At 62.3% G+C, this 19535-nt stretch carries 14 protein-coding genes and 1 pseudogene; 10 read left to right on the top strand and 5 right to left on the bottom strand.

The genetic code is table 11. The features are described 5' to 3' along the window. Positions 1-690: 690 nt before the first annotated feature. The gene (locus GV818_RS30645) at positions 691-1611 is read right to left on the bottom strand and encodes a LysR family transcriptional regulator (protein ID WP_161778371.1); all 921 of its coding nucleotides are present in this window, start codon (positions 1609-1611) and stop codon (positions 691-693) included. 138 nt (positions 1612-1749) lie between these two features. Between GV818_RS30645 and GV818_RS30640 the strand changes: the two genes are divergently transcribed. The 4 genes from GV818_RS30640 to GV818_RS30625 all read left to right on the top strand — a co-directional run bounded on the left by GV818_RS30640 (position 1750) and on the right by GV818_RS30625 (position 5472). Beyond that, positions 1750-3033 (top strand): MFS transporter, encoded by a 1284-nt coding sequence (locus tag GV818_RS30640; RefSeq protein ID WP_368668916.1) that lies wholly within the window; start codon positions 1750-1752, stop codon positions 3031-3033. Positions 3034-3104: 71 nt separating this feature from the next. Next, positions 3105-3857 (top strand): 5-oxoprolinase subunit PxpA, encoded by a 753-nt coding sequence (locus GV818_RS30635; RefSeq protein ID WP_161757573.1) that lies wholly within the window; start codon positions 3105-3107, stop codon positions 3855-3857. Then, positions 3854-4558: a 5-oxoprolinase subunit PxpB gene (pxpB, locus tag GV818_RS30630; protein WP_161757572.1), complete on the top strand. Its 705-nt coding sequence runs from the start codon at positions 3854-3856 to the stop codon at positions 4556-4558. The genes GV818_RS30635 and pxpB overlap by 4 nt, the downstream gene beginning before the upstream one ends. Then, the gene (locus tag GV818_RS30625) at positions 4555-5472 is read left to right on the top strand and encodes a biotin-dependent carboxyltransferase family protein (protein WP_161778370.1); all 918 of its coding nucleotides are present in this window, start codon (positions 4555-4557) and stop codon (positions 5470-5472) included. Before pxpB ends, GV818_RS30625 begins: the two co-directional genes overlap by 4 nt. 70 nt (positions 5473-5542) lie before the next feature. On the opposite strand, the gene GV818_RS30620 is transcribed toward GV818_RS30625, so the two are convergent. From GV818_RS30620 to GV818_RS30610, 3 genes and pseudogenes are all read right to left on the bottom strand, one after another. Beyond that, complete coding sequence (locus GV818_RS30620) at positions 5543-6721, bottom strand: vWA domain-containing protein (protein WP_161778369.1); 1179 nt, start codon at positions 6719-6721, stop codon at positions 5543-5545. A gap of 12 nt (positions 6722-6733) precedes the next feature. Then, positions 6734-7579 (bottom strand): AAA family ATPase, encoded by an 846-nt coding sequence (locus GV818_RS30615; protein ID WP_161757569.1) that lies wholly within the window; start codon positions 7577-7579, stop codon positions 6734-6736. Between the two features lie 142 nt (positions 7580-7721). Beyond that, positions 7722-8088 (bottom strand): annotated as a pseudogene (locus GV818_RS30610) (DUF748 domain-containing protein); the annotation flags it as partial. A gap of 96 nt (positions 8089-8184) precedes the next feature. Here GV818_RS30610 and cysK point away from each other — a divergent pair. The 4 genes from cysK to GV818_RS30590 all read left to right on the top strand — a co-directional run bounded on the left by cysK (position 8185) and on the right by GV818_RS30590 (position 12258). After that, positions 8185-9159, top strand: coding sequence for a cysteine synthase A (cysK, locus tag GV818_RS30605; protein ID WP_161778368.1), 975 nt, complete (start codon positions 8185-8187; stop codon positions 9157-9159). A gap of 222 nt (positions 9160-9381) precedes the next feature. Next, positions 9382-10320, top strand: a complete 939-nt coding sequence (locus tag GV818_RS30600; protein ID WP_161757567.1) for an aspartyl/asparaginyl beta-hydroxylase domain-containing protein — start codon at positions 9382-9384, stop codon at positions 10318-10320. A gap of 352 nt (positions 10321-10672) precedes the next feature. Continuing rightward, positions 10673-11536 carry a DMT family transporter gene (locus GV818_RS30595; RefSeq protein ID WP_161778367.1) on the top strand — a complete coding sequence of 288 codons (864 nt, stop codon included), beginning with the start codon at positions 10673-10675 and terminating at the stop codon, positions 11534-11536. 344 nt (positions 11537-11880) lie between these two features. Continuing rightward, complete coding sequence (locus GV818_RS30590; RefSeq protein ID WP_161778366.1) at positions 11881-12258, top strand: type 1 fimbrial protein; 378 nt, start codon at positions 11881-11883, stop codon at positions 12256-12258. Positions 12259-12359: 101 nt separating this feature from the next. Here GV818_RS30590 and GV818_RS30585 read toward each other — a convergent pair whose 3' ends face one another. Then, the gene (locus tag GV818_RS30585; RefSeq protein ID WP_161757564.1) at positions 12360-13253 is read right to left on the bottom strand and encodes a DMT family transporter; all 894 of its coding nucleotides are present in this window, start codon (positions 13251-13253) and stop codon (positions 12360-12362) included. A 321-nt stretch (positions 13254-13574) separates the two neighbouring features. Between GV818_RS30585 and aceK the strand changes: the two genes are divergently transcribed. Both aceK and hrpA read left to right on the top strand, forming a co-directional pair. Then, on the top strand, positions 13575-15296 hold the full coding sequence (gene aceK, locus GV818_RS30580) for a bifunctional isocitrate dehydrogenase kinase/phosphatase (RefSeq protein WP_161778365.1): 1722 nt from the start codon (positions 13575-13577) through the stop codon (positions 15294-15296). A gap of 132 nt (positions 15297-15428) precedes the next feature. Then, positions 15429-19340, top strand: coding sequence for an ATP-dependent RNA helicase HrpA (gene hrpA, locus GV818_RS30575; protein WP_161778364.1), 3912 nt, complete (start codon positions 15429-15431; stop codon positions 19338-19340). Positions 19341-19535: the final 195 nt, after the last annotated feature.

Below are 19535 nucleotides of genomic sequence, written 5' to 3'. Positions count from 1 at the left end.
CATTACAACCATCGGCGTTGTCACTCTGCCTCGAACAACCTGCCGCCAGCTGCTTTTGAAAGGCTGGCGGCCTAATACTCCTACAGGATGGTCCAAAAAAACTGGACCACTACAAGCCAGCTCCTACGGGAGTCGTATCGAGTTGGTTCTCTGTGTAGGAGCCGGCTTGCCGGCGAAGGGGGCCGCGTGGCTTGCGCCTGGCTGAAGATCGCCCTCGCTGGTAAGCCAGCTCCTACGGGAGTCGTATCGAGTTGGTTCTCTGTGTAGGAGCCGGCTTGCCGGCGAAGGGGGCCGCGTGGCTTGCGCCTGGCTGAAGATCGCCTTCGCTGGCAAGCCAGCTCCTACGGGAGTCGTGTCGAGTTGGTTCTCTGTGTAGGAGCCGGCTTGCCGGCGAAGGGGCCCGCAAGCCTTGCACCTGGCTGAAGATCGCCTTCGCTGGCAAGCCAGCTCCTACGGGAGTCGTATCGAGTTGGTTCTCTGTGTAGGAGCCGGCTTGCCGGCGAAGGGGCCCGCAAGCCTTGCACCTGGCTGAAGATCGCTTTCGCTGGCAAGCCAGCTCCTACGGGAGTCGTGTCGAGTTGGTTCTCTGTGTAGGAGCCGGCTTGCCGGCGAAGGGGTCCGCAAGCCTTGCGCCTGGCTGAAGATCGCCTTCGCTGGCAAGCCAGCTCCTACAAAGGGGGATGGCGGTTTTTACTGGGGGGCGATCAGCACCAGGTAATCCTCGCCGACCTTCTGCCCATAGCGCTGCACTACGCGCTGGCACAGCTGCACAATGTCTTCCACCAACTCCACGCCCACCCGCCATGTCACCACCACTTGCAGGTTCGGCGGGCGCTGGTCGATGGCCAGGAGGGTCAGTTCGCCCCGGGCCAGTTCCTCCCTCACCAGCACCGGCGGCAAGGCACCGATGCCGAAACCGTCCCGCAGCAGGCGGGTGATGGCCGACACCGAGTTGACGCAATTGAGCCGTGGCGCCAGCACGCCGTTGGCTTGTAGCAGGCTCAACACTTGCTGGTGGGGCAGGGAGTTTTTCGAATAGGTGACGATCCGCTCCCGGGCCAGCTCGGCGAGATTGGCGTAGTCGCGGTTGTAGATCGAAGTGCTGGCGGCGATCCAGGCCACCGGGTGGCTGGCCAGTTCCAAGCTGCGGATACTTTCCTGGCGCAGCAGGTCGGTTTGCAGCACCAGGTCGAGAAAGCCTTTTTGCAGCTGGTCGCACAGGTTCAGCGACGTATCGGCCACCAGCTCGATCTCCACTTGCGGGTAGTGGTCCATCATTTCGGCCACCAAGGGGCTGAGCCAGGTGTGGATCACCGTGTCCATGACCCCGATGCGAATCCGCCCGACCTTGCTCGACGGTGCCTCGATCGACTGTTTCAGTACCTGCAGGGTGTCGAGCATCTGTTCGGCATGCTCCAGCACCTTGAGCCCTTCCGGGGTCAGGCTGACGCCGCGGGAATCGCGCAGGAACAGCTTCACCCCCAACTCGCCTTCCAGCACGGCGATCCGGCTGGAGATCGCCGCCTGGGTGGTGAAGAGTTTTTCCGCGGTGAGGCTGAAGCTCTTCAGCCGCGCCACCCAGACAAAGGTTTCGAGAAACTTGAGATTCATGGAATCAACTTTTCTTATGCGTTGGGGCGGTTTTTATTAGTTGGACGGGGTCGGCGCCAGCATCGAAGAATGCGCCAACCCACGATAGGCGTCGTCGGGGCCCAGAACAACACCAATAAAACTACCCTGGAGATCGCCATGAGTGCGTCTGAAACACCGGTCGACAAAGCCCCGCGTCGCGCCGGTCCGTTTGACTGGTACCGGGACATCAACCAGCAGGAGCGACGGACGTTCTGGAGCTGCAAGATCGGTTATGGCCTGGATGGCATGGACACCCAGATGCTCAGCTTCGTCATCCCGACGCTGATCGCGCTCTGGGGCATCAGCTCCGCCGAAGCCGGGCTGATCCACACCAGTACCTTGCTGGCCTCGGCCCTGGGTGGCTGGATTGCCGGGATTCTTTCCGACCGCATCGGCCGGGTGCGCACCCTGCAACTGACCGTGCTGTGGTTCGCGGTCTTCACCTTTCTCTGCGGGCTGGCGCAGAACTACGAACAATTGCTGATCGCCAGGACCTTGATGGGGTTTGGTTTCGGTGGCGAGTGGACTGCCGGCGCGGTGCTGATCGGCGAAGTGATCCGCGCCAAGAACCGTGGCAAGGCGGTGGGCATGGTGCAATCCGGCTGGGCCCTGGGTTGGGGCCTGACGGCGATCCTCTATGCGCTGCTGTTTTCCCTGTTGCCGCCGGAAGATGCCTGGCGCGGGCTATTCCTGCTGGGCATCCTGCCGGCGATTTTCGTGATCTTCGTCCGCCGCCTGGTCAAGGACCCCGAGGTCTATCGACAAACCAGGGCGCGTGAGCTGCCGAGCAACCCGGCGCGTTTCTACGAGATCTTCGCCCCGGGCATTCTCAGTACCACCCTGCGGGCTTCATTGCTGGCGGCAGGTGCTCAGGGCGGTTACTACGCCATCACCTTCTGGCTGCCAACGTTTCTCAAGACCGAGCGCGGCCTGAGCGTGCTCAGTACTGGCGGCTATCTGGCCATGGTGATTGCCGGTTCTTACGTGGGTTATGTGATCAGCGCCTACCTGACCGATATTCTCGGGCGCAAGAAGAACTTCGTGCTGTTCGCCGCCGGCTCTTTCACCATCGTCTTGCTCTACACCCAGTTGCCGGTAAGCAACGCGGTGATGCTCTGGCTGGGTTTTCCCCTGGGTTTTTTCGCTTCGGGCATCTTCAGTGGCATGGGCGCTTTCCTCACCGAATTGTTCCCCACGCGGATTCGCGGTTCCGGCCAGGGTTTCTGCTACAACAGCGGTCGGGCGCTAGCGGCGTTGTTCCCGCTGCTGATCGGCCTGCTCAGCCAGCACGTGGCCCTGAGCGTGGCCATTGGCGCGTTTGCCGCGGTGTCCTACGGCGTGGTGGTGCTGGCGGCCTTGAGCCTGCCGGAAACCCGCGGCAAGGAACTTGAGGCCCGCTAACTGATAATCTGCGGGGCAATCCACTGACTGCCCCGTAGCTGAACCTTATAAAAACCACAGGAGCACTGACCGTGAGCCGCTTGCTATTGAATTGCGACATCGGCGAAAGCTTTGGCAACTGGACCCTGGGCCTGGATGTCGAGGTCATGCCTTTTATCGACTGCGCCAACATCGCCTGCGGTTTCCATGCTGGCGACCCGGGCATCATGCGCAAGACCGTGGCCCTGGCCCTGGCCAATGGCGTGCGCATCGGTGCTCACCCGGCGTATCAGGACCTGGCAGGCTTTGGCCGCCGCTCCATGAGCTACTCGCCCGAGGAAATCCAGGACCTGATGCACTATCAGATCGGCGCGCTGGACGGCATCTGCCGGGCCCAGGGCGCGCGCGTCAGCTACGTCAAGCCCCACGGCGCGATGTACAACGACATGATGGCCAAGCCGTCCCAGTTGCGCGCAGTGATCCAGGCGGTGGCGGCCTACGACCCGCAGTTGCCACTGATGCTCATGGCCACCCGCGACAACAGCGCCGCCCAGGCGCTCGGCGATGAGTTCGGCGTGACCCTGTGGTTCGAGGCCTTTGCCGACCGTGCCTACGACAGCGCCGGGCATCTGGTGTCGCGACAGTTGCCGGGATCGGTGCACCACGACTCGGCGACGATCATTGGCCAGGCCCTGACCATTGCCCGTGGCGAGACCTTGACTGCCAGTGACGGCAGCGCCTTGTTGCTGCGTGCCGACACCCTGTGCGTGCATGGCGACAACGCCAGTTCGGTAGCGGCGGTGCAGCGGATTCGCGAGGCCTTGAACGCGCAGTCGAGCCTATGAAACCGCAGGTTGAAGTGGTGGCCATCGATTGTTTGATGGTGCGTTTGTTCGAGGCAATCGCCGAAGAGAACATGCCCTGGATGCTGGCTGCCGGTGAGCGTCTGCGCCAGGCGTTTGGGCCGCAGTTGATCGATCTGGTGCCGTCCTACACCACCCTGATGGTGCATTACGACTTGCAGGGCCTGGGCCCGGCCGAGGCTCGGGAACGGATCGACGCAGCCTTGAGCGGCCTGGCACCCGGCAGTGCCCAGGCCGGGCGTGAGCATGTATTGCCAGTGTGGTACGACCCCAGTGTCGGTCCGGAGCTGGCACTGCTGTCCCGGCGCAGCGGGTTGTCGGTGGCCGAGGTGATCCAGCACCACAGCCAGCGTGAGTATCAGGTATTCGCCCTGGGGTTTGCTCCTGGGTTCGCCTTTATGGGGTTGGTGGAAGAACTGTTGGCAACGCCTCGGCTGAACACCCCGCGCAAGCGCGTGGCAGCCGGCAGCGTCGGCATTGCCGAGCGCCAGACGGCGGCCTACCCGGTGGTGTCTCCTGGAGGCTGGAACCTGATCGGGCGCACCCCGAGCAAACTCTTCGACCGTGAGCGTGACGGTTACAGCCTGATGCAGCCGGGGGACCGCGTGCGTTTTGCGCCGGTGGAGCATGCCGAGTTCATTCGCCTGGGCGGCGACGATACGCCGCTGGAGGTGTCGGCATGAGCCGTCTGTTGATCGAGGCCAGCACGCCCTTGTGCCTGCTGCAGGACGCTGGGCGTTTTGGCGTGCGCCACTTGGGGGTGACCCAGGGTGGAGCATTGGATTGGGTTTCGATGTCCTGGGCCAACTGGCTGCTGGGTAATGCCCTGGATGCCGCAGTGGTGGAAATCACCCTGGGCGGTTTCACCCTGCTGGCCGAGGACTATTGCCTGCTGGCCCTGGCAGGGGCTGATCTGGGGGCTTATGTGGATGAGCGGCCTTTGAGCCCGGGGCGCAGTTTCATCCTGCAAAAGGGCCAGCGGCTGCGTTTCACCCAACCATTCCTTGGTGCCCGGGCCTATCTGGCGGCGCCAGGCGGTTTCGATGCGCCCAAGGTGCTGGGCAGTTGCGCCAGCGTACTGCGCGAGGCCCTGGGCGGACCAGACGGTTATGGCCGGGCGCTGAGCGAGGGCGGGGTGCTGGGCTACTCGGGAACCGGTGGCGCACTCAGGAGCCTGGGGCCTGCCCAGTTGACGGAATGGCAATCCGCTGCACCGCTGGAGGTGATCCTGGGGGCGCAGATCGGCCAGTTCAGCGGTTTGAGCCTGTTCGATGCCTTCAACAGCACCTGGACCCTGGACAGCCGTGCCGATCGCATGGGGGCGCGTCTGCTGGGGCCACAGTTGCACTATCAGGGGCAGTCGATGATTTCCGAGGGCATTCCTCTAGGGGCGATCCAGGTGCCGCCGGACGGCCAGCCGATCATCCTGCTCAATGACCGCCAGACCATTGGCGGTTATCCACGGTTGGGGGCGTTGACGCCGTTGTCCCTGGCGCGGCTGGCGCAGTGCCTGCCGGGCAATGAAGTGCGATTGGCGCCGGTGGTGCAGGAGACGGCCCATCGGCAGCAGGTGGCGTTCTTGCGGCGTTTTGGGTGAGGGGCAAGGGCTTCGTCGGCAAGCCGGCTCCTACAGGGTTGCGTCGGAGCCCGCTTGCTGGCGAACGCGCTTACTTGGAGAGGAATCGCATGCCTTCTTCCAGGCCACGCAAGGTCAGGGGGTACATCTGGTCCTCGACCAGGTCGCGGACAATGTTGGTCGAGGCGGTGTAGCCCCAGGTGTCCTTCGGATAGGGGTTGATCCAGATGAGCTTCTTGTACTTCGCCATGAAGCGCTGCATCCACAGGTAACCGGCTTCTTCATTCCAGTGTTCGACGCTGCCACCGGCCTGGGTGATTTCATAGGGCGCCATGGCCGCGTCACCGACGAAGATCACCTTGTAGTCGGCGCCGTACTTGTTCAGCAGATCCTGGGTCGAGGTGCGCTCCGAGCCGCGGCGCATATTGTTCTTCCACACCGACTCATAGATGAAGTTGTGGAAGTAGTAGTACTCCAGGTGCTTGAACTCGGTCTTGCAGGCCGAGAACAGTTCCTCGCAGATCTTCACGTGGGCATCCATCGAGCCGCCGATGTCGAACAGCAACAGCAGCTTGATGCTGTTGCGCCGTTCCGGGCGCATCTGGATGTTCAACAGCCCGGCATCCCGGGCGGTGTGGTCGATGGTGCCGTCGATGTCCAGTTCTTCGGCCGCGCCCTGGCGGGCAAATTTGCGCAGGCGACGCAGGGCCACCTTGATGTTGCGGGTGCCCAGTTCCACCGAGTCGTCGAGGTTCTTGTACTCGCGCTGGTCCCAGACCTTCACCGCCTTGCCCTGGCGCTTGCCGGCGTCACCCACGCGGATGCCTTCCGGGTTGAAGCCGCCGGAGCCAAAGGGGCTGGTGCCGCCGGTGCCGATCCACTTGTTGCCGCCGGCGTGGCGTTCCTTCTGTTCTTCCAGGCGTTTCTTGAACTCTTCGATGAGTTTGTCCAGGCCACCCAGGGACTGGATCTGCGCCCGCTCTTCATCGCTCAGGGAGCGTTCGAACTCCTTGCGCAGCCAATCCTCGGGGACCAGCGCCTGCAGGTGATCGTCGAGTTTTTCCAGGCCATTGAAGTAGGCACCGAAGGCCCGGTCGAACTTGTCGAAATGCCGTTCGTCCTTCACCAGGATCGCCCGGGCGAGGTAGTAGAACTCGTCCATGTCGGCGAAGGTCACGCGTTGCTTGAGCGCGTTGATCAGGTCCAGCAGCTCGCGTACCGAGACCGGCACCTTGGCCGCGCGCATTTCATTGAACAGGTTGAGCAACATGGCATCAGCCTCTTAACGACTGCCGCGACGGCTCATGAATGCCAGGCGTTCGAGCAGCTGTACGTCCTGCTCGTTCTTCACCAGGGCACCGGCCAGGGGCGGGATGGCCTTGGTCGGATCGCGCTCGCGCAGCACCGCTTCGCCGATGTTGTCGGCCATCAGCAGCTTGAGCCAGTCCACCAGCTCGGAGGTGGACGGTTTCTTCTTCAGGCCCGGCACCTTGCGCACATCGAAGAACACGTCGAGGGCTTCGCTGACCAGGTCCTTCTTGATGTCCGGGTAGTGCACGTCGACGATCTTCTGCAGGGTGGTGCGGTCGGGGAAGGCGATGTAGTGGAAGAAGCAGCGGCGCAGGAAGGCGTCCGGCAGCTCTTTCTCGTTGTTGGAGGTAATGATGATGATCGGCCGCTGCTTGGCCTTGATGGTCTCGTCGATCTCGTAGACGTAGAACTCCATCTTGTCGAGTTCCTGCAGCAAGTCGTTGGGGAACTCGATGTCGGCCTTGTCGATCTCGTCGATCAGCAGGATCACCCGCTCCTCGGACTCGAAGGCCTCCCACAGCTTGCCCTTCTTCAGGTAGTTGCGGATGTCGTGGACCTTGTCCACGCCCAGCTGCGAGTCCCGTAGGCGGCTGACCGCGTCGTACTCGTAGAGCCCCTGGTGGGCCTTGGTGGTGGACTTGATGTGCCAGGTGATCAGCTTGACCCCGAAGGACTCGGCCAGTTGCTCGGCGAGCATGGTCTTGCCGGTGCCGGGTTCGCCCTTGACCAGCAGCGGCCGCTCCAGGGTGATGGCGGCATTGACTGCCAGCTTCAGGTCATCAGTGGCGACGTATGCGCTGGTGCCTTCGAACTTCATCTGCAATTCCTCGAAACGGTGACGGCGAGCTGCCCGGGGCAGGTCGAATGAATAAACGCGATGGCCGACTATAACGCGGCGCCCGGTCGACTGTGAACGCAGACGCCCCATTCAGTCTCTGAATGAGGCGTCACGGGGTGACTCAGTCAGTCGAAGGCTTGGGTTGCTCATATCCGGCATTGAAGGCCTGGATGAATCCATTGCGCAAAATCTGCAAAAGCGTGGAGAACGCGCTGGTATCTTGCTGGTGCAGGTTGCCATTGAGTTCGACCCGGGTAGCGAACTGGTTCTTGCCGGGTTCTTCAGCAGGGTTCGCCGGCCCCCACCCGGGGCTCCCACACCGAGCGGAAAATGCTCTGGTTGCGGTTCTCCACGTCCTGCTGCCCGTTGAAGACTTGCACATCCCCCAGCAGCGGCTTGATGTAGCCGTGCAACTGGCCCTTTTCGGCCCGGGCCTCGATCACCACATCGCGGTGGCCGGCATGGAAGTCGAACTTGCCATAGGCACTGACTGCGTGTCGTCAGCGGGGTTCGGTGCGACTGGACGCTCATGGGCGCCAGGCATACCCTTGAGGACTTCTTCACTGCTGCATAAGGACCCAGCCATGAGCCGGATTTTTGCTGACAATGCCCATTCCATCGGAAACACACCGTTGGTGCAGATCAACCGCATCGCCCCGCGCGGGGTGACCATCCTGGCCAAGATCGAAGGTCGCAACCCGGGCTATTCGGTGAAATGCCGGATCGGCGCGAGCATGATCTGGGACGCTGAAAGCACGGGTCGGCTCAAGCCGGGCATGACCATTGTCGAGCCCACCTCGGGCAACACCGGGATTGGCCTGGCGTTCGTCGCTGCGGCCCGTGGCTACAAGCTGATGCTGACCATGCCGGCGTCCATGAGCATCGAGCGGCGCAAGGTGCTCAAGGCCCTCGGTGCCGAGCTGGTGCTGACCGAGCCGGCCAAGGGCATGAAGGGCGCGATTGAAAAGGCCGCGGAGATTCTCGCCAGCGACCCTGCCCAGTACTTCATGCCGCAGCAGTTCGATAACCCGGCCAACCCGGCGATCCATGAAAAGACCACTGGCCCGGAAATCTGGAACGATACCGACGGCGCGGTGGACGTGCTGGTGGCTGGGGTTGGCACCGGCGGCACTATCAGCGGCGTGTCGCGCTACATCAAGAAGACCCAGGGCAAGCCGATCCTGTCGGTGGCGGTGGAGCCCAGCACTTCACCGGTGATCACCCAGAAGCTCGCCGGCGAAGAAATCAAGCCCAGCCCCCACAAAATCCAGGGCATCGGCGCGGGTTTCGTGCCCAACAACCTGGACCTGGAAATGGTCGACCGGGTTGAGTTGGTGACCGATGAGGAGTCCAAGGCCATGGCCCTGCGGTTGATGCAGGAAGAGGGCATCCTCTGCGGGATTTCCTGTGGCGCGGCAATGGCGGTGGCAGTGCGCTTGGCGGAAACCCCGGAGATGCAGGGCAAGACCATCGTGGTGATCCTGCCGGACTCCGGTGAGCGCTACCTGTCGAGCATGTTGTTCAGCGATCTGTTCACCGAGCAGGAAAACCAGCAGTAAGGAAAAGATGGCCATTCGCCTTAGCCGGCTTGGCGGCGAATGGCTGATCCACATCAGTCGATCTTTCTGCGGCTTATGCTACTTAACGCCTTTATTGCACGGCCGTTAATGCTGAATGTTGGGTTGTGCGGGTTTTTCCAGGGCCCAGGAGTGTTTATCATTGCCGGCTGCCAGGTCGGGTGAGCACTCCCCCACAGGTGCCTATTTCCAAGGAGTTGTTGCATGAGCTTTTCCTTTGCCGCCAAGTTCGCGGTGTTGTCGCTGTTCGTCGGCAGCATCCTGTACGTGCATCTGCGCGGTAAGGCGCGTCTGCCGGTACTGCGCCAGTTCGTCAACCATTCGGCGCTGTTCGCTCCCTATAACGCGTTGATGTATCTGTTTTCCGGGGTGCCCTCCAAGCCTTACCTGGACCGCAGCAAGTTTCCTGAACTGGACGTGCTGCGGGACAACTGGGAAGTGATCCGCGATGAGGCCATGCACCTGTTCGACGAGGGGTACATCCGCGCGGCCGAGAAGAACAACGACGCCGGTTTTGGTTCGTTCTTCAAGAAGGGCTGGAAGCGCTTTTACCTCAAGTGGTACGACAAGCCGCTGCCGTCGGCCGAGGCCCTGTGCCCGAAGACCGTCGAGCTGGTCAGCGCGATTCCCAACGTCAAGGGCGCGATGTTTGCCTTGCTGCCCGGTGGCAGCCACCTGAACCCGCACCGCGATCCCTTTGCCGGCTCCCTGCGTTATCACCTGGGCCTGTCGACCCCCAATTCCGACAACTGCCGGATCTTTGTCGACGGCGAGGAATACGCCTGGCGCGACGGTGAAGACGTGATGTTCGATGAAACCTACGTGCACTGGGTGAAGAACGAAACCGAGACCACCCGGGTAATCCTTTTCTGCGATATCGAGCGACCGCTGAGCAGTCGCCTGATGACCCGCATCAACCGCTGGGTCAGCGCCCAACTGGGCCGCGCCACGGCGCCGCAGAACCTGGATGACGAGCGCGTCGGCGGGATCAACCAGGCCTACGCCTGGAGCAAGCGCTTCAGCGACAGCTTCAGTGGCGTGGTCAAGCAGTGGAAGCGCCGCAATCCCAAGTTGTACCGCATCCTGCGCCCGGTCCTGGCGGTGGTGGTGCTGGTGGTTTTGTGGAAGTGGCTGTTCGGATAAATCTTGCAGTGGGTATCGGGCGCTGGTTATATTCGGCGCTCGGTGATTGCCCTGAATCAGCGTTTTTCTCTCCTCGGTAAAGATCAGCACATGACAGGTTCCCCTCTCAACGCGGCAATGGTTTCAGCGTTCAACGCTGGCGTCGTGCCGTGCGGGAATCAGCAGCCTGCGCAGATCGGTCAGTACCCCCCACCTCTCAGTAGCACGCCGGTGTACGCAGTCGTATCACCGCCAGGCGTTGGCTTCTCGGGCTGATCAGCAACCGTTGCTGTTGCCTGTGCCCGCCTGAAAAAACACTACTGAACTTCAGCCTTGGCTGAATTGGCTTGTTGCCTGACTACAGGTGGTCTTCATGTTGCTCATTTCCAAAAAATCCGCGCTGGCGGCGGCTTCCACGAGCCTGTTCGTTCTGCTCTGGAGCAGCGGCGCGATCTTCTCCAAATGGGGTCTGGCCCACGCTTCGCCCTTTGCCTTTTTGCTGTTGCGCTTTGTCATCGCCCTGATCGGGCTGGTGCTGCTGATGCCCTTGCTCAAGCTCAGGCTGCCCAAGGGCCGCCGGGCCATGGGTTTTGCCGTGGCCACGGGATTGGTGCTGCTGGGGGCCTATCAGATCTTCTACCTCCTGGCCCTGGGCCTGAAAGTCACCCCTGGCGTCATGGCCACCATCATGGGCGTGCAACCGATCCTCACGGTGGTACTGATGGAGCGCCAGCGTTCCTGGAGCCGTGTGTTCGGCCTGAGCCTGGGGCTTGCCGGGCTGATCATGGTGGTCTACCAGGGTATCGGCCTGGCGGGAATCTCCATCTCCGGCATGCTCTGCGGCCTGTTGGCGCTGGTGAGCATGACCGCCGGCTCGATCATGCAGAAGCGCATCACCGACAATCCACTGGGCACCCTGCCGGTGCAATACCTGGCGGGGCTGGTGCTGTGTGCGCTGTTCGTCCCGTTCCAGCCGTTTCATTTCGAGCACAGTGCCGGCTTGGTGATTCCGGTGCTGTGGATGGGGCTGGTGGTATCGGTGCTGGCCACGTTGTTGCTGTACCGGCTGATTGCCCAGGGCAATCTGGTGAATGTCACCAGCCTGTTCTACCTGGTGCCGGCGGTGACGGCGCTGATGGACTACGCCTTTTTCGGTAATCGGCTGGCGCTGCTGAGCCTGATCGGCATGGGCCTGATCATTGTCGGGCTGGTGTTCGTGTTCCGTAAGAGCGCTTGATCGGCTAGAGCGGCGGCCCTCCAGGTCGCTGCTGGCAACACCGACCAGGTGCAATGCCTGGTCGGTTATTGATTGCATTGAAGGTGCGAATGGTCGACTATGAGTACCAATGGTGGCCATATGGCATCATCGTCGAAAAGAGACCCGGCCGCTGAATGAATGGCGCTTTCATGCCCTTGAGCTTGAGCACAAAAGAGCGACTGAAGTGAGCCCTCAAGGTGTTTTTGATAACCAGCCGATTGGACTTTTCTGTGGGTATTCCGAAATGGTCCATCAGGTAATTCTTAAAAATTAAAGCCGGTACCTAGACTGACGACATAGTCCTTATACAAAGGAGAGTCAGGATGAACGTAGTGTTCGCTTCAACAGCTTTCGGGTTGCTCTTGGGAATATCGAGCAACTGCTTTGCCGCTACTCCCGTGGGACACGGCATCATCCGTTTTAGCGGCAGCATTGTAGAAGGCAACTGCGACTCTAGCGCCGCCAGCACCGGCTTGAATTTGCGCAAGTGTCCTCAGGGCTCTCGCGGGGGAACGATCGATGTGAAACGCGTCGGCCCGGTGGCCAGTGTCAGCGGGCTGGATCGTTCCGCCGTCAAGGTCAAACTCCTGGCCGACAGCGGTCCCCAGGGTCGCTATTACGACCAGCACTATGCGTTTGTCGACCAGGCCGGGAAGACTGTGACCTCTGGTACCTACCTGATCACCCTGAGCGTTCCCTGAGTCCGTTGCCTGCATGTAGCCTCGAGTCAGCGCATGCTCCTTGGGCGCGGAGTTCATGCAGGGCTGCATCGCTGGCGACTGAGTTCAACGCCGCCGGATGATCAGGCCGCCGTTTTCGCCGTTGGCCGCAGCACCAGCCACAGGGCGACGGCAATCAGCGCACCGCCATACAGGTGCGCCATGGACAGCGGTTCATCCAGCAACAAGGCCCCCCACAGCACGCCGAATGGCGGAATCATGAAGGTCACGGTCATCGAACGCACCGGCCCGATGGCGCTGAGCAGACGGAAATACAGCACATAGGCAAACGCTGTGCAGCCCAGGCCCAATCCCAGCAACGACAACCACACGCTCCAGCCCCCCCAACTGGCCGGTGGCTGGCTGATGGCGTTGTAGGCGAACAAGGGCAACAGCAACAAGGTTGCCCCCAGCATGCTGCCCAGGGCGGACAGGCGACTGTCCAGGCCGCCGGCCTGATCCAGCCAGCGCCGGGCGAGGAACCCGGCAAAGCCGTAGCAGGTGGTGGCCATCAGGCAGGACAGGGCGCCCAGCAGCAGATCATGATCAAAGGCCACGGGGCCCGCGCGAGTGAGGATGCCGACGCCGAACAGCCCCAGGCAGACTCCGGCGATCTTGCTCGGGCTCAGGCGTTCATGGAAGAACAGCCCGCCAATCAATACCCCCATCAATGGCGTGGTGGCGTTGAAGATTGCCGAGTAGCCGGCAGGCAGCACTTGGGCCGCCACCGAGTACATGGTGGCCGGAATGCCTGAGTTGATCACCCCCAGTAGCAGTACGGTCTTGAACTTGCCATGAAAGTTCCAGCTCACGCGCATCAATACCAGCATCACCAGCAGCCCGGTGGCGGCAATCGACACCCGGAAAAATGCCGTGGGCACTGTACCCAGCACCGGGGCAATGATGCGCATGAACAGAAAGCTCGCGCCCCAGATGGCGGCCAATGACAGCAGGCGCAGGAGATCGACAAGTCTCACGGAAGGATCCTCAGGGGGGAAGGGCGCGAATCTTGCCCAGCACGGGTGAATGTGGCAAATGCTATTGCCGCATAAGGTAAAGAAGCCTGCACCCCGGTTGTTGCGTTCAATTGTCCGGCCAGTGAACTGCCGGTGGGGGCCGGGCGGCAGGGTTGTGGCGCAGGCGCGTAGACGGATCAGGCGGCCTGGGCTCGACAGGATGGCCGGCGGGGCGACTGCCGGGTCATTTTTCGGCTTGCGCCTGATCACAAAAATACGCTTCTCCTGAAGCCGTTTCACTGGCTAAGCTCTGGCATCGCAAATTCCCGCAGAGGTCTCCTTATGTCGCAGTCATGGCCCGCCGCCGATATCGCTCGAATGATCCTTGAGGGCTTCGACGACTACCGCGAACACTTTCGCCAGATCACCGACGGCGCCCGGCGACGTTTCGAGGGCGCGCAGTGGCAAGAGGCGCAGACGGCCTCGGCGGCGCGGATCAACCTGTATGAGGAAAAGGTCGGGGAAACCGTTGCCCGTCTGCATCAGGCCTTCAGTGAAGACTCGCTGATGGACGTGAGCCAGTGGCCGTTGGTGAAAAGTGCCTACATCAGCCTGATCGACCTGCGCTTCGACGATGAACTCTCCGAGACCTGGTACAACTCGATCTTCTGTGGGCTGTTCAGCCATGACCTGATCAGCGACGGCTGCATGTTCATCCACACCACCCGGCCCAGCCTGCGTCGTGCCCGGGCTGCGCAGACCCGCACTTACAAACCCCAGGGCGATCTTTCCGGGGTGCTGGCGCAGGTGTTCGCCGACTACCGCTTCAGCGAGGACTACGCCGACCTGCCGGGAGACCTGCGACGCCTGGAGGCGCAGCTGCGGGAAAGCCTGCCGGACTGGGTGTGCAAGGACCCGGAACTGACCCTGGAACTGTTTTCCTCGGTGCTCTATCGCAACAAGGGCGCCTACCTGGTGGGGCGCATCTTTACCCATGAAGAACAATGGCCGCTGGTGATCCCGCTGCTGCACCGTGAGGGCCGGGGCATCCAGATCGATGCGCTGATCACCGACGAGGCGGATGTTTCGATCATCTTCTCCTTCACCCGCTCGTACTTCATGGTGGACGTGCCGGTGCCGGCGGAGTTCATCGGCTTTCTCAAGCGCATCCTGCCGGGCAAGCACATCGCCGAGCTGTACACCTCCATTGGTTTCTACAAGCACGGCAAGTCGGAATTCTACCGGGCCCTGATCAATCACCTGGCCAGCACCGATGACCGTTTCATCATGGCCCCCGGGGTCCGTGGCATGGTCATGAGCGTGTTCACCCTGCCGGGCTTCAACACTGTGTTCAAGATCATCAAGGACCGGTTCTCGCCGTCCAAGAACGTCGACCGAGCCACGGTGATCGAAAAGTACCGGCTGGTGAAAAGCGTCGACCGGGTCGGGCGCATGGCCGACACCCAAGAGTTCGCCGACTTCCGTTTCCCCCTGAGCAAATTCGAACCGGCCTGCCTTGAGGAGCTGCTGGAGGTGGCGGCGTCGACCGTGTCGGTGGAGGGTGAAACGGTGCTGATCCGCCACTGCTGGACCGAGCGACGGATGACCCCGCTCAATCTTTATCTGGAGCACGCCAACGAGGCCCAGGTGCGCGAGGCGCTGGAGGATTACGGCCTGGCGATCAAGCAACTGGCGGCGGCCAACATCTTTCCCGGTGACATGCTGCTGAAGAACTTTGGCGTCACCCGGCATGGGCGGGTGGTGTTCTACGACTACGACGAGATTTGCTTTCTCACCGAAGCCAACTTCCGTCACATCCCGGCGCCGCGCACCCCGGAAGACGAAATGGCCTCCGAGCCCTGGTACTCCATTGGCCCCCACGACGTATTCCCCGAGGAGTTTCCCCCGTTCCTGTTTGCCGACGCCGGGCAGCGCAGGCTGTTCGACCAGCTCCACGGCGAGCTGTACAACGCCGACTATTGGAAGAGCCTGCAAGAGGCCATTCGTGCCGGCAAGGTGATCGACGTCTTCCCTTACCGGCGCAAGGGCCTGGAAGACGAATGAAAGTGTAGGAGCCGGCTTGCCGGCGAAGGCATCCTCACGGGCCCTTTCGCCGGCAAGCCGGCTCTTACGTATTACCTGCGCTTTTCTGCGACAATCGCGCCCTGCCTACATATGACGACTTTTGCGTACCTGATGACTTCCGAATCGCCTGCAATTGACCAGCTGTTGAAAAACCTCGATCAAGCCATGCTCGCCGACCGTCACCGGTTGCGTCGGCAGTTGCTCGAACTGCGTAAGAAGCCCGACGAGGCCAAGCTCGCCCAGTGGCTGGAACGGCTGCAGGCATCCTGCAATCTGGTGACGGCACGGCGTGACAGCGTGCCGCGGATTCGCTACGACGACAGCCTGCCGATTGCCGCCAAGCGCGACGAGATCAAGGAGGCGCTGCTCAAGCATCAGGTGCTGATCATCGCCGGTGAAACCGGCTCGGGTAAAACCACCCAGCTACCGAAGATCTGCCTGGAAATCGGTCGTGGCCAGCACGGGCTGATCGGCCATACCCAGCCGCGGCGGATCGCCGCCCGCAGCGTTGCCAGCCGGGTCGCCGAAGAGCTGGCCACGCCACTGGGGGCCTTGGTGGGGTATCAGGTGCGCTTCGAGGATCAGAGCGATTCCAGCACCCTGATCAAACTGATGACCGACGGCATCCTGTTGGCGGAAACCCAGAACGACCGCTACCTGGAACGCTATGACACGATCATCGTCGACGAGGCCCACGAGCGCAGCCTCAACATCGATTTCCTCCTCGGCTACCTGAAGACCCTGCTGCCACGGCGCCCGGATCTCAAAGTCATCATCACCTCGGCGACCATCGACCTGGAGCGCTTCTCCAAGCACTTCGACGATGCGCCGATTGTCGAAGTCTCGGGCCGTACCTTCCCGGTGGACACCTGGTACCGACCGCTGACCCTGGAGCAGGACGAGGAGGGCAATCGGGTCGAGGATGACCTGACGGTGGACCAGGCGATTCTCGCCACCCTGGATGAAATCGCCGCCTACGAACGCAGCGAACGCCGCAGTCCCGGGGATGTGCTGGTGTTCCTGCCCGGCGAGCGGGAGATTCGCGACGCCGCGGAGATGCTGCGCAAGGCCCAGCTCAAGCACACCGAGATCCTGCCGTTGTACGCGCGGCTATCGCCAGCGGAACAGCAGCGCATCTTCCAGTCCCATCCGGGGCGGCGCGTGGTGCTGGCGACCAACGTTGCGGAAACCTCGCTGACGGTGCCGGGCATCCGCTACGTGATCGACAGCGGCACCGCGCGCATCAGTCGCTACAGCTATCGGGCCAAGGTCCAGCGCCTGCCCATCGAAGCGATTTCCCAGGCCAGTGCCAACCAGCGTAAAGGCCGTTGCGGCCGGGTCGAGCCGGGCATCTGCATACGCCTGTACAGCGAGGAGGATTTCCTCGGCCGGCCGGAGTTCACCGACCCGGAGATCCTGCGCACCAACCTGGCGGCGGTGATCTTGCAGATGCTCCATCTGCGCCTCGGTGAAATCACCGCATTCCCTTTTATCGAACCGCCGGATGGCAAGGCCATCAGCGACGGTTTCAACCTGCTGCAAGAACTCTCGGCGGTGGACCGCAACAGCCAGCTGACCCCGTTGGGCCGGCAGCTGGCGCGACTGCCGGTGGACCCGCGCATGGGCCGCATGTTGCTGGAAGCGGCGAAACTCGGCAGCCTCCAGGAAGTGCTGATCGTGGCCAGTGCGATGTCGATCCAGGACCCTCGCGAGCGTCCGCCAGAGCGTCAGCAAGCGGCCGATCAGGCCCACGCGCAATGGAAGGACGTGGACTCGGATTTCGCCGGCCTGGTCAATCTGTGGCGCGGTTTCGAAGAGCAGCGCCAGGCGCTGACTGCCAGCCCGCTGCGCAACTGGTGCCGCAAGAACTTCCTCAATTACCTGCGCCTGCGCGAATGGCGTGATTCCCACCGCCAACTGAGCCTGATCTGTCGCGACCTGCAGTTGAGCCTGAACAAGGAACCGGCGGACTATCCAAAACTGCACAAGGCGGTATTGGTTGGCCTGCTGAGCCAGATTGGCCAGAAGACCGAAGACGGCGACTACCTTGGCGCCCGCCAGCGGCGCTTCTGGATTCACCCCTCCTCGGGCCTGGGCAAGAAACGCCCGCAGTGGTTGATGACCGCCGAGCTGGTGGAAACCACCAAGCTGTATGCGCGCATGGTGGCCAAGATCGAGCCGGACTGGATCGAGCCCCTGGCCGGGCACCTGATCAAGAAGAACCACTTCGAACCCCATTGGGAGAAGAAGCGCGGCCAGGTGGTGGCCTACGAGCAGATCACCCTGTTCGGCCTGATCGTGGTCGGCCGGCGGCCGGTGCACTACGGTCCGGTGGACCCGGTGGTGTCTCGCGAGCTGTTTATCCGCGAGGCGCTGGTGCGCGGCGAAATCCAGTCCAAGGCCAAGTGCCTGACCGCCAACACGCAGTTGCTGGAGCAACTCGATGCCCTGGAAGCCAAGGCGCGGCGCCGGGATATCCTGGCGGACGAAGAAACCCTGTTCGCCTTCTATGATGAGCGCCTGCCAGCGGAGATCCACCAGACGGCGACCTTCGACAGCTGGTACCGGGTCCACAGCCAGAAGGACCCGCAACTGCTGATCATGCGCGAGGAAGACGTGCTGGCCCGCGAAGCCAGTGAAGTCACCGCCAAGCAGTATCCGGATACCCTGCACATCGGCGACCTGGAACTGGCCCTGAGTTATCACTTCGAACCCAACCATCCTCGGGACGGCGTGACCCTGCGGGTGCCGGCGCCGCTGCTGCCGGCGCTGCCCGCCGAACGCCTGGAATGGCTGGTGCCGGGGCTGATCGAGGCCAAGTGCATTGCCCTGGTGCGCAACCTGCCCAAGGCCTTGCGCAAGAACTTCGTACCGGTGCCGGACTTCGTCAAGGCCGCCCTGCAGCGCATGACCTTTGCCGAGGGCTCATTGCCCCAGGCCCTGGGCCGCGAACTGCTGCGCATGACCGGCGCGCGGGTCAGCGATGAAGCCTGGAGCGAAGCCGAGCAGCAGGTGGAAAGCCATCTGCGGATGAACCTGGAAATCGTCGACGCCCAGGGCAAGTTCCTCGGCGAGGGCCGTGACCTGGCCGAGCTGACCGCGCGTTTTGCCGAAGCCAGCCAGGCTGCTCTGGCGGTGCCGCAGACCGCCAAGAGCCAGCAGCCGGTGGAAGCCAAGGTGTTTGCTGCGGTAGCAGAAAAGACCCAGCAGAAGATCGCCGGGCTGTCGATGACGGTGTATCCGGCGCTGGTGGAAGAGGCGGGGACGGTCAAGGAGGGGCGTTTCTCGACTGCCGCCGAAGCCGAGTTCCAACATCGCCGGGCGTTGCAGCGCCTGCTGCTGCAGCAGTTGGCCGAGCCGGCCAAATTCCTCCGTGGCAAATTGCCGGGGCTCACCGAACTGGGCCTGCTGTACCGCGAATTGGGCCGGGTCGATGCGCTGGTGGAAGACATTCTCCTGGCCAGCCTCGACAGCTGCATTCTCGAAGGCGAGGCCACCTTGCCCCGGGACGGCGCCGGGCTGGCTTCCCTGGCCGAGCGCAAACGCGGTGCCTGGACCGAGCACGCCGAGCGCCTGGCGCGCTTGACCCTGGAAATCCTCAAGCTCTGGCACGGCCTGCAAAAGCGCTTCAAGGGCAAGATCGACCTGGCCCAGGCGGTGGCGCTCAACGACATCAAGTCCCAGCTCAGTCATCTGGTGTACCCGGGCTTCGTCCGCGAAACCCCGGCCCTGTGGCTCAAGGAACTGCCGCGCTACCTCAAGGCGGTGGAGCAGCGCTTCGAAAAACTCGGTAGCCAGGTGCAGAAGGACCGGGTCTGGAGCAGCGAGCTGACAAATCTCTGGAACCAGTACCAGGCTCGCGCCCAGAAACATGCCCAGGAGGGCAAGCGCGATCCGCAGCTGGAGCTGTACCGCTGGTGGCTGGAGGAATATCGAGTGTCGTTGTTTGCCCAGCAACTGGGGACCAAGGTGCCGATCTCCGACAAGCGCCTGAGCAAGCAATGGAGCCAGGTCGACGCCTGAGCCAACACCCCCGTAGGAGCTGGCTTGCCAGCGAAGGCGCCATCAAAGGCAATGCAAGGCTCAAGGCCCGGTTCGCCGGCAAGCCGGCTCCTACAAGTCAACTCCGTCGATCTTGCAGTTGCGGCGAAATTTCGGAGGTTATGGCAAACTCCGCCGTCATAAATGCCGGCCCCGGTTATCTGCACCACAGGCAGC

Source organism: Pseudomonas sp. Fl4BN1, assembly GCF_009908285.1.
Classification (GTDB): domain Bacteria; phylum Pseudomonadota; class Gammaproteobacteria; order Pseudomonadales; family Pseudomonadaceae; genus Aquipseudomonas.
Note: the sequence above shows the minus strand (reverse complement) of the source record. Positions and strands in the feature narration are given on the sequence as shown.

Coding starts and splice junctions, on each gene's coding strand:
- GV818_RS30620 (WP_161778369.1), bottom strand. CDS start 6,721: ATGTTGCTCAACCTGTTCAATGAAATGCGCGCGGCCAAGGTGCCGGTC.
- aceK (WP_161778365.1), top strand. CDS start 13,575: ATGTCGCAGTCATGGCCCGCCGCCGATATCGCTCGAATGATCCTTGAG.
- cysK (WP_161778368.1), top strand. CDS start 8,185: ATGAGCCGGATTTTTGCTGACAATGCCCATTCCATCGGAAACACACCG.
- GV818_RS30625 (WP_161778370.1), top strand. CDS start 4,555: ATGAGCCGTCTGTTGATCGAGGCCAGCACGCCCTTGTGCCTGCTGCAG.
- hrpA (WP_161778364.1), top strand. CDS start 15,429: ATGACTTCCGAATCGCCTGCAATTGACCAGCTGTTGAAAAACCTCGAT.
- GV818_RS30590 (WP_161778366.1), top strand. CDS start 11,881: ATGAACGTAGTGTTCGCTTCAACAGCTTTCGGGTTGCTCTTGGGAATA.
- GV818_RS30600 (WP_161757567.1), top strand. CDS start 9,382: ATGAGCTTTTCCTTTGCCGCCAAGTTCGCGGTGTTGTCGCTGTTCGTC.
- pxpB (WP_161757572.1), top strand. CDS start 3,854: ATGAAACCGCAGGTTGAAGTGGTGGCCATCGATTGTTTGATGGTGCGT.
- GV818_RS30595 (WP_161778367.1), top strand. CDS start 10,673: ATGTTGCTCATTTCCAAAAAATCCGCGCTGGCGGCGGCTTCCACGAGC.
- GV818_RS30645 (WP_161778371.1), bottom strand. CDS start 1,611: ATGAATCTCAAGTTTCTCGAAACCTTTGTCTGGGTGGCGCGGCTGAAG.
- GV818_RS30615 (WP_161757569.1), bottom strand. CDS start 7,579: ATGAAGTTCGAAGGCACCAGCGCATACGTCGCCACTGATGACCTGAAG.
- GV818_RS30640 (WP_368668916.1), top strand. CDS start 1,750: ATGAGTGCGTCTGAAACACCGGTCGACAAAGCCCCGCGTCGCGCCGGT.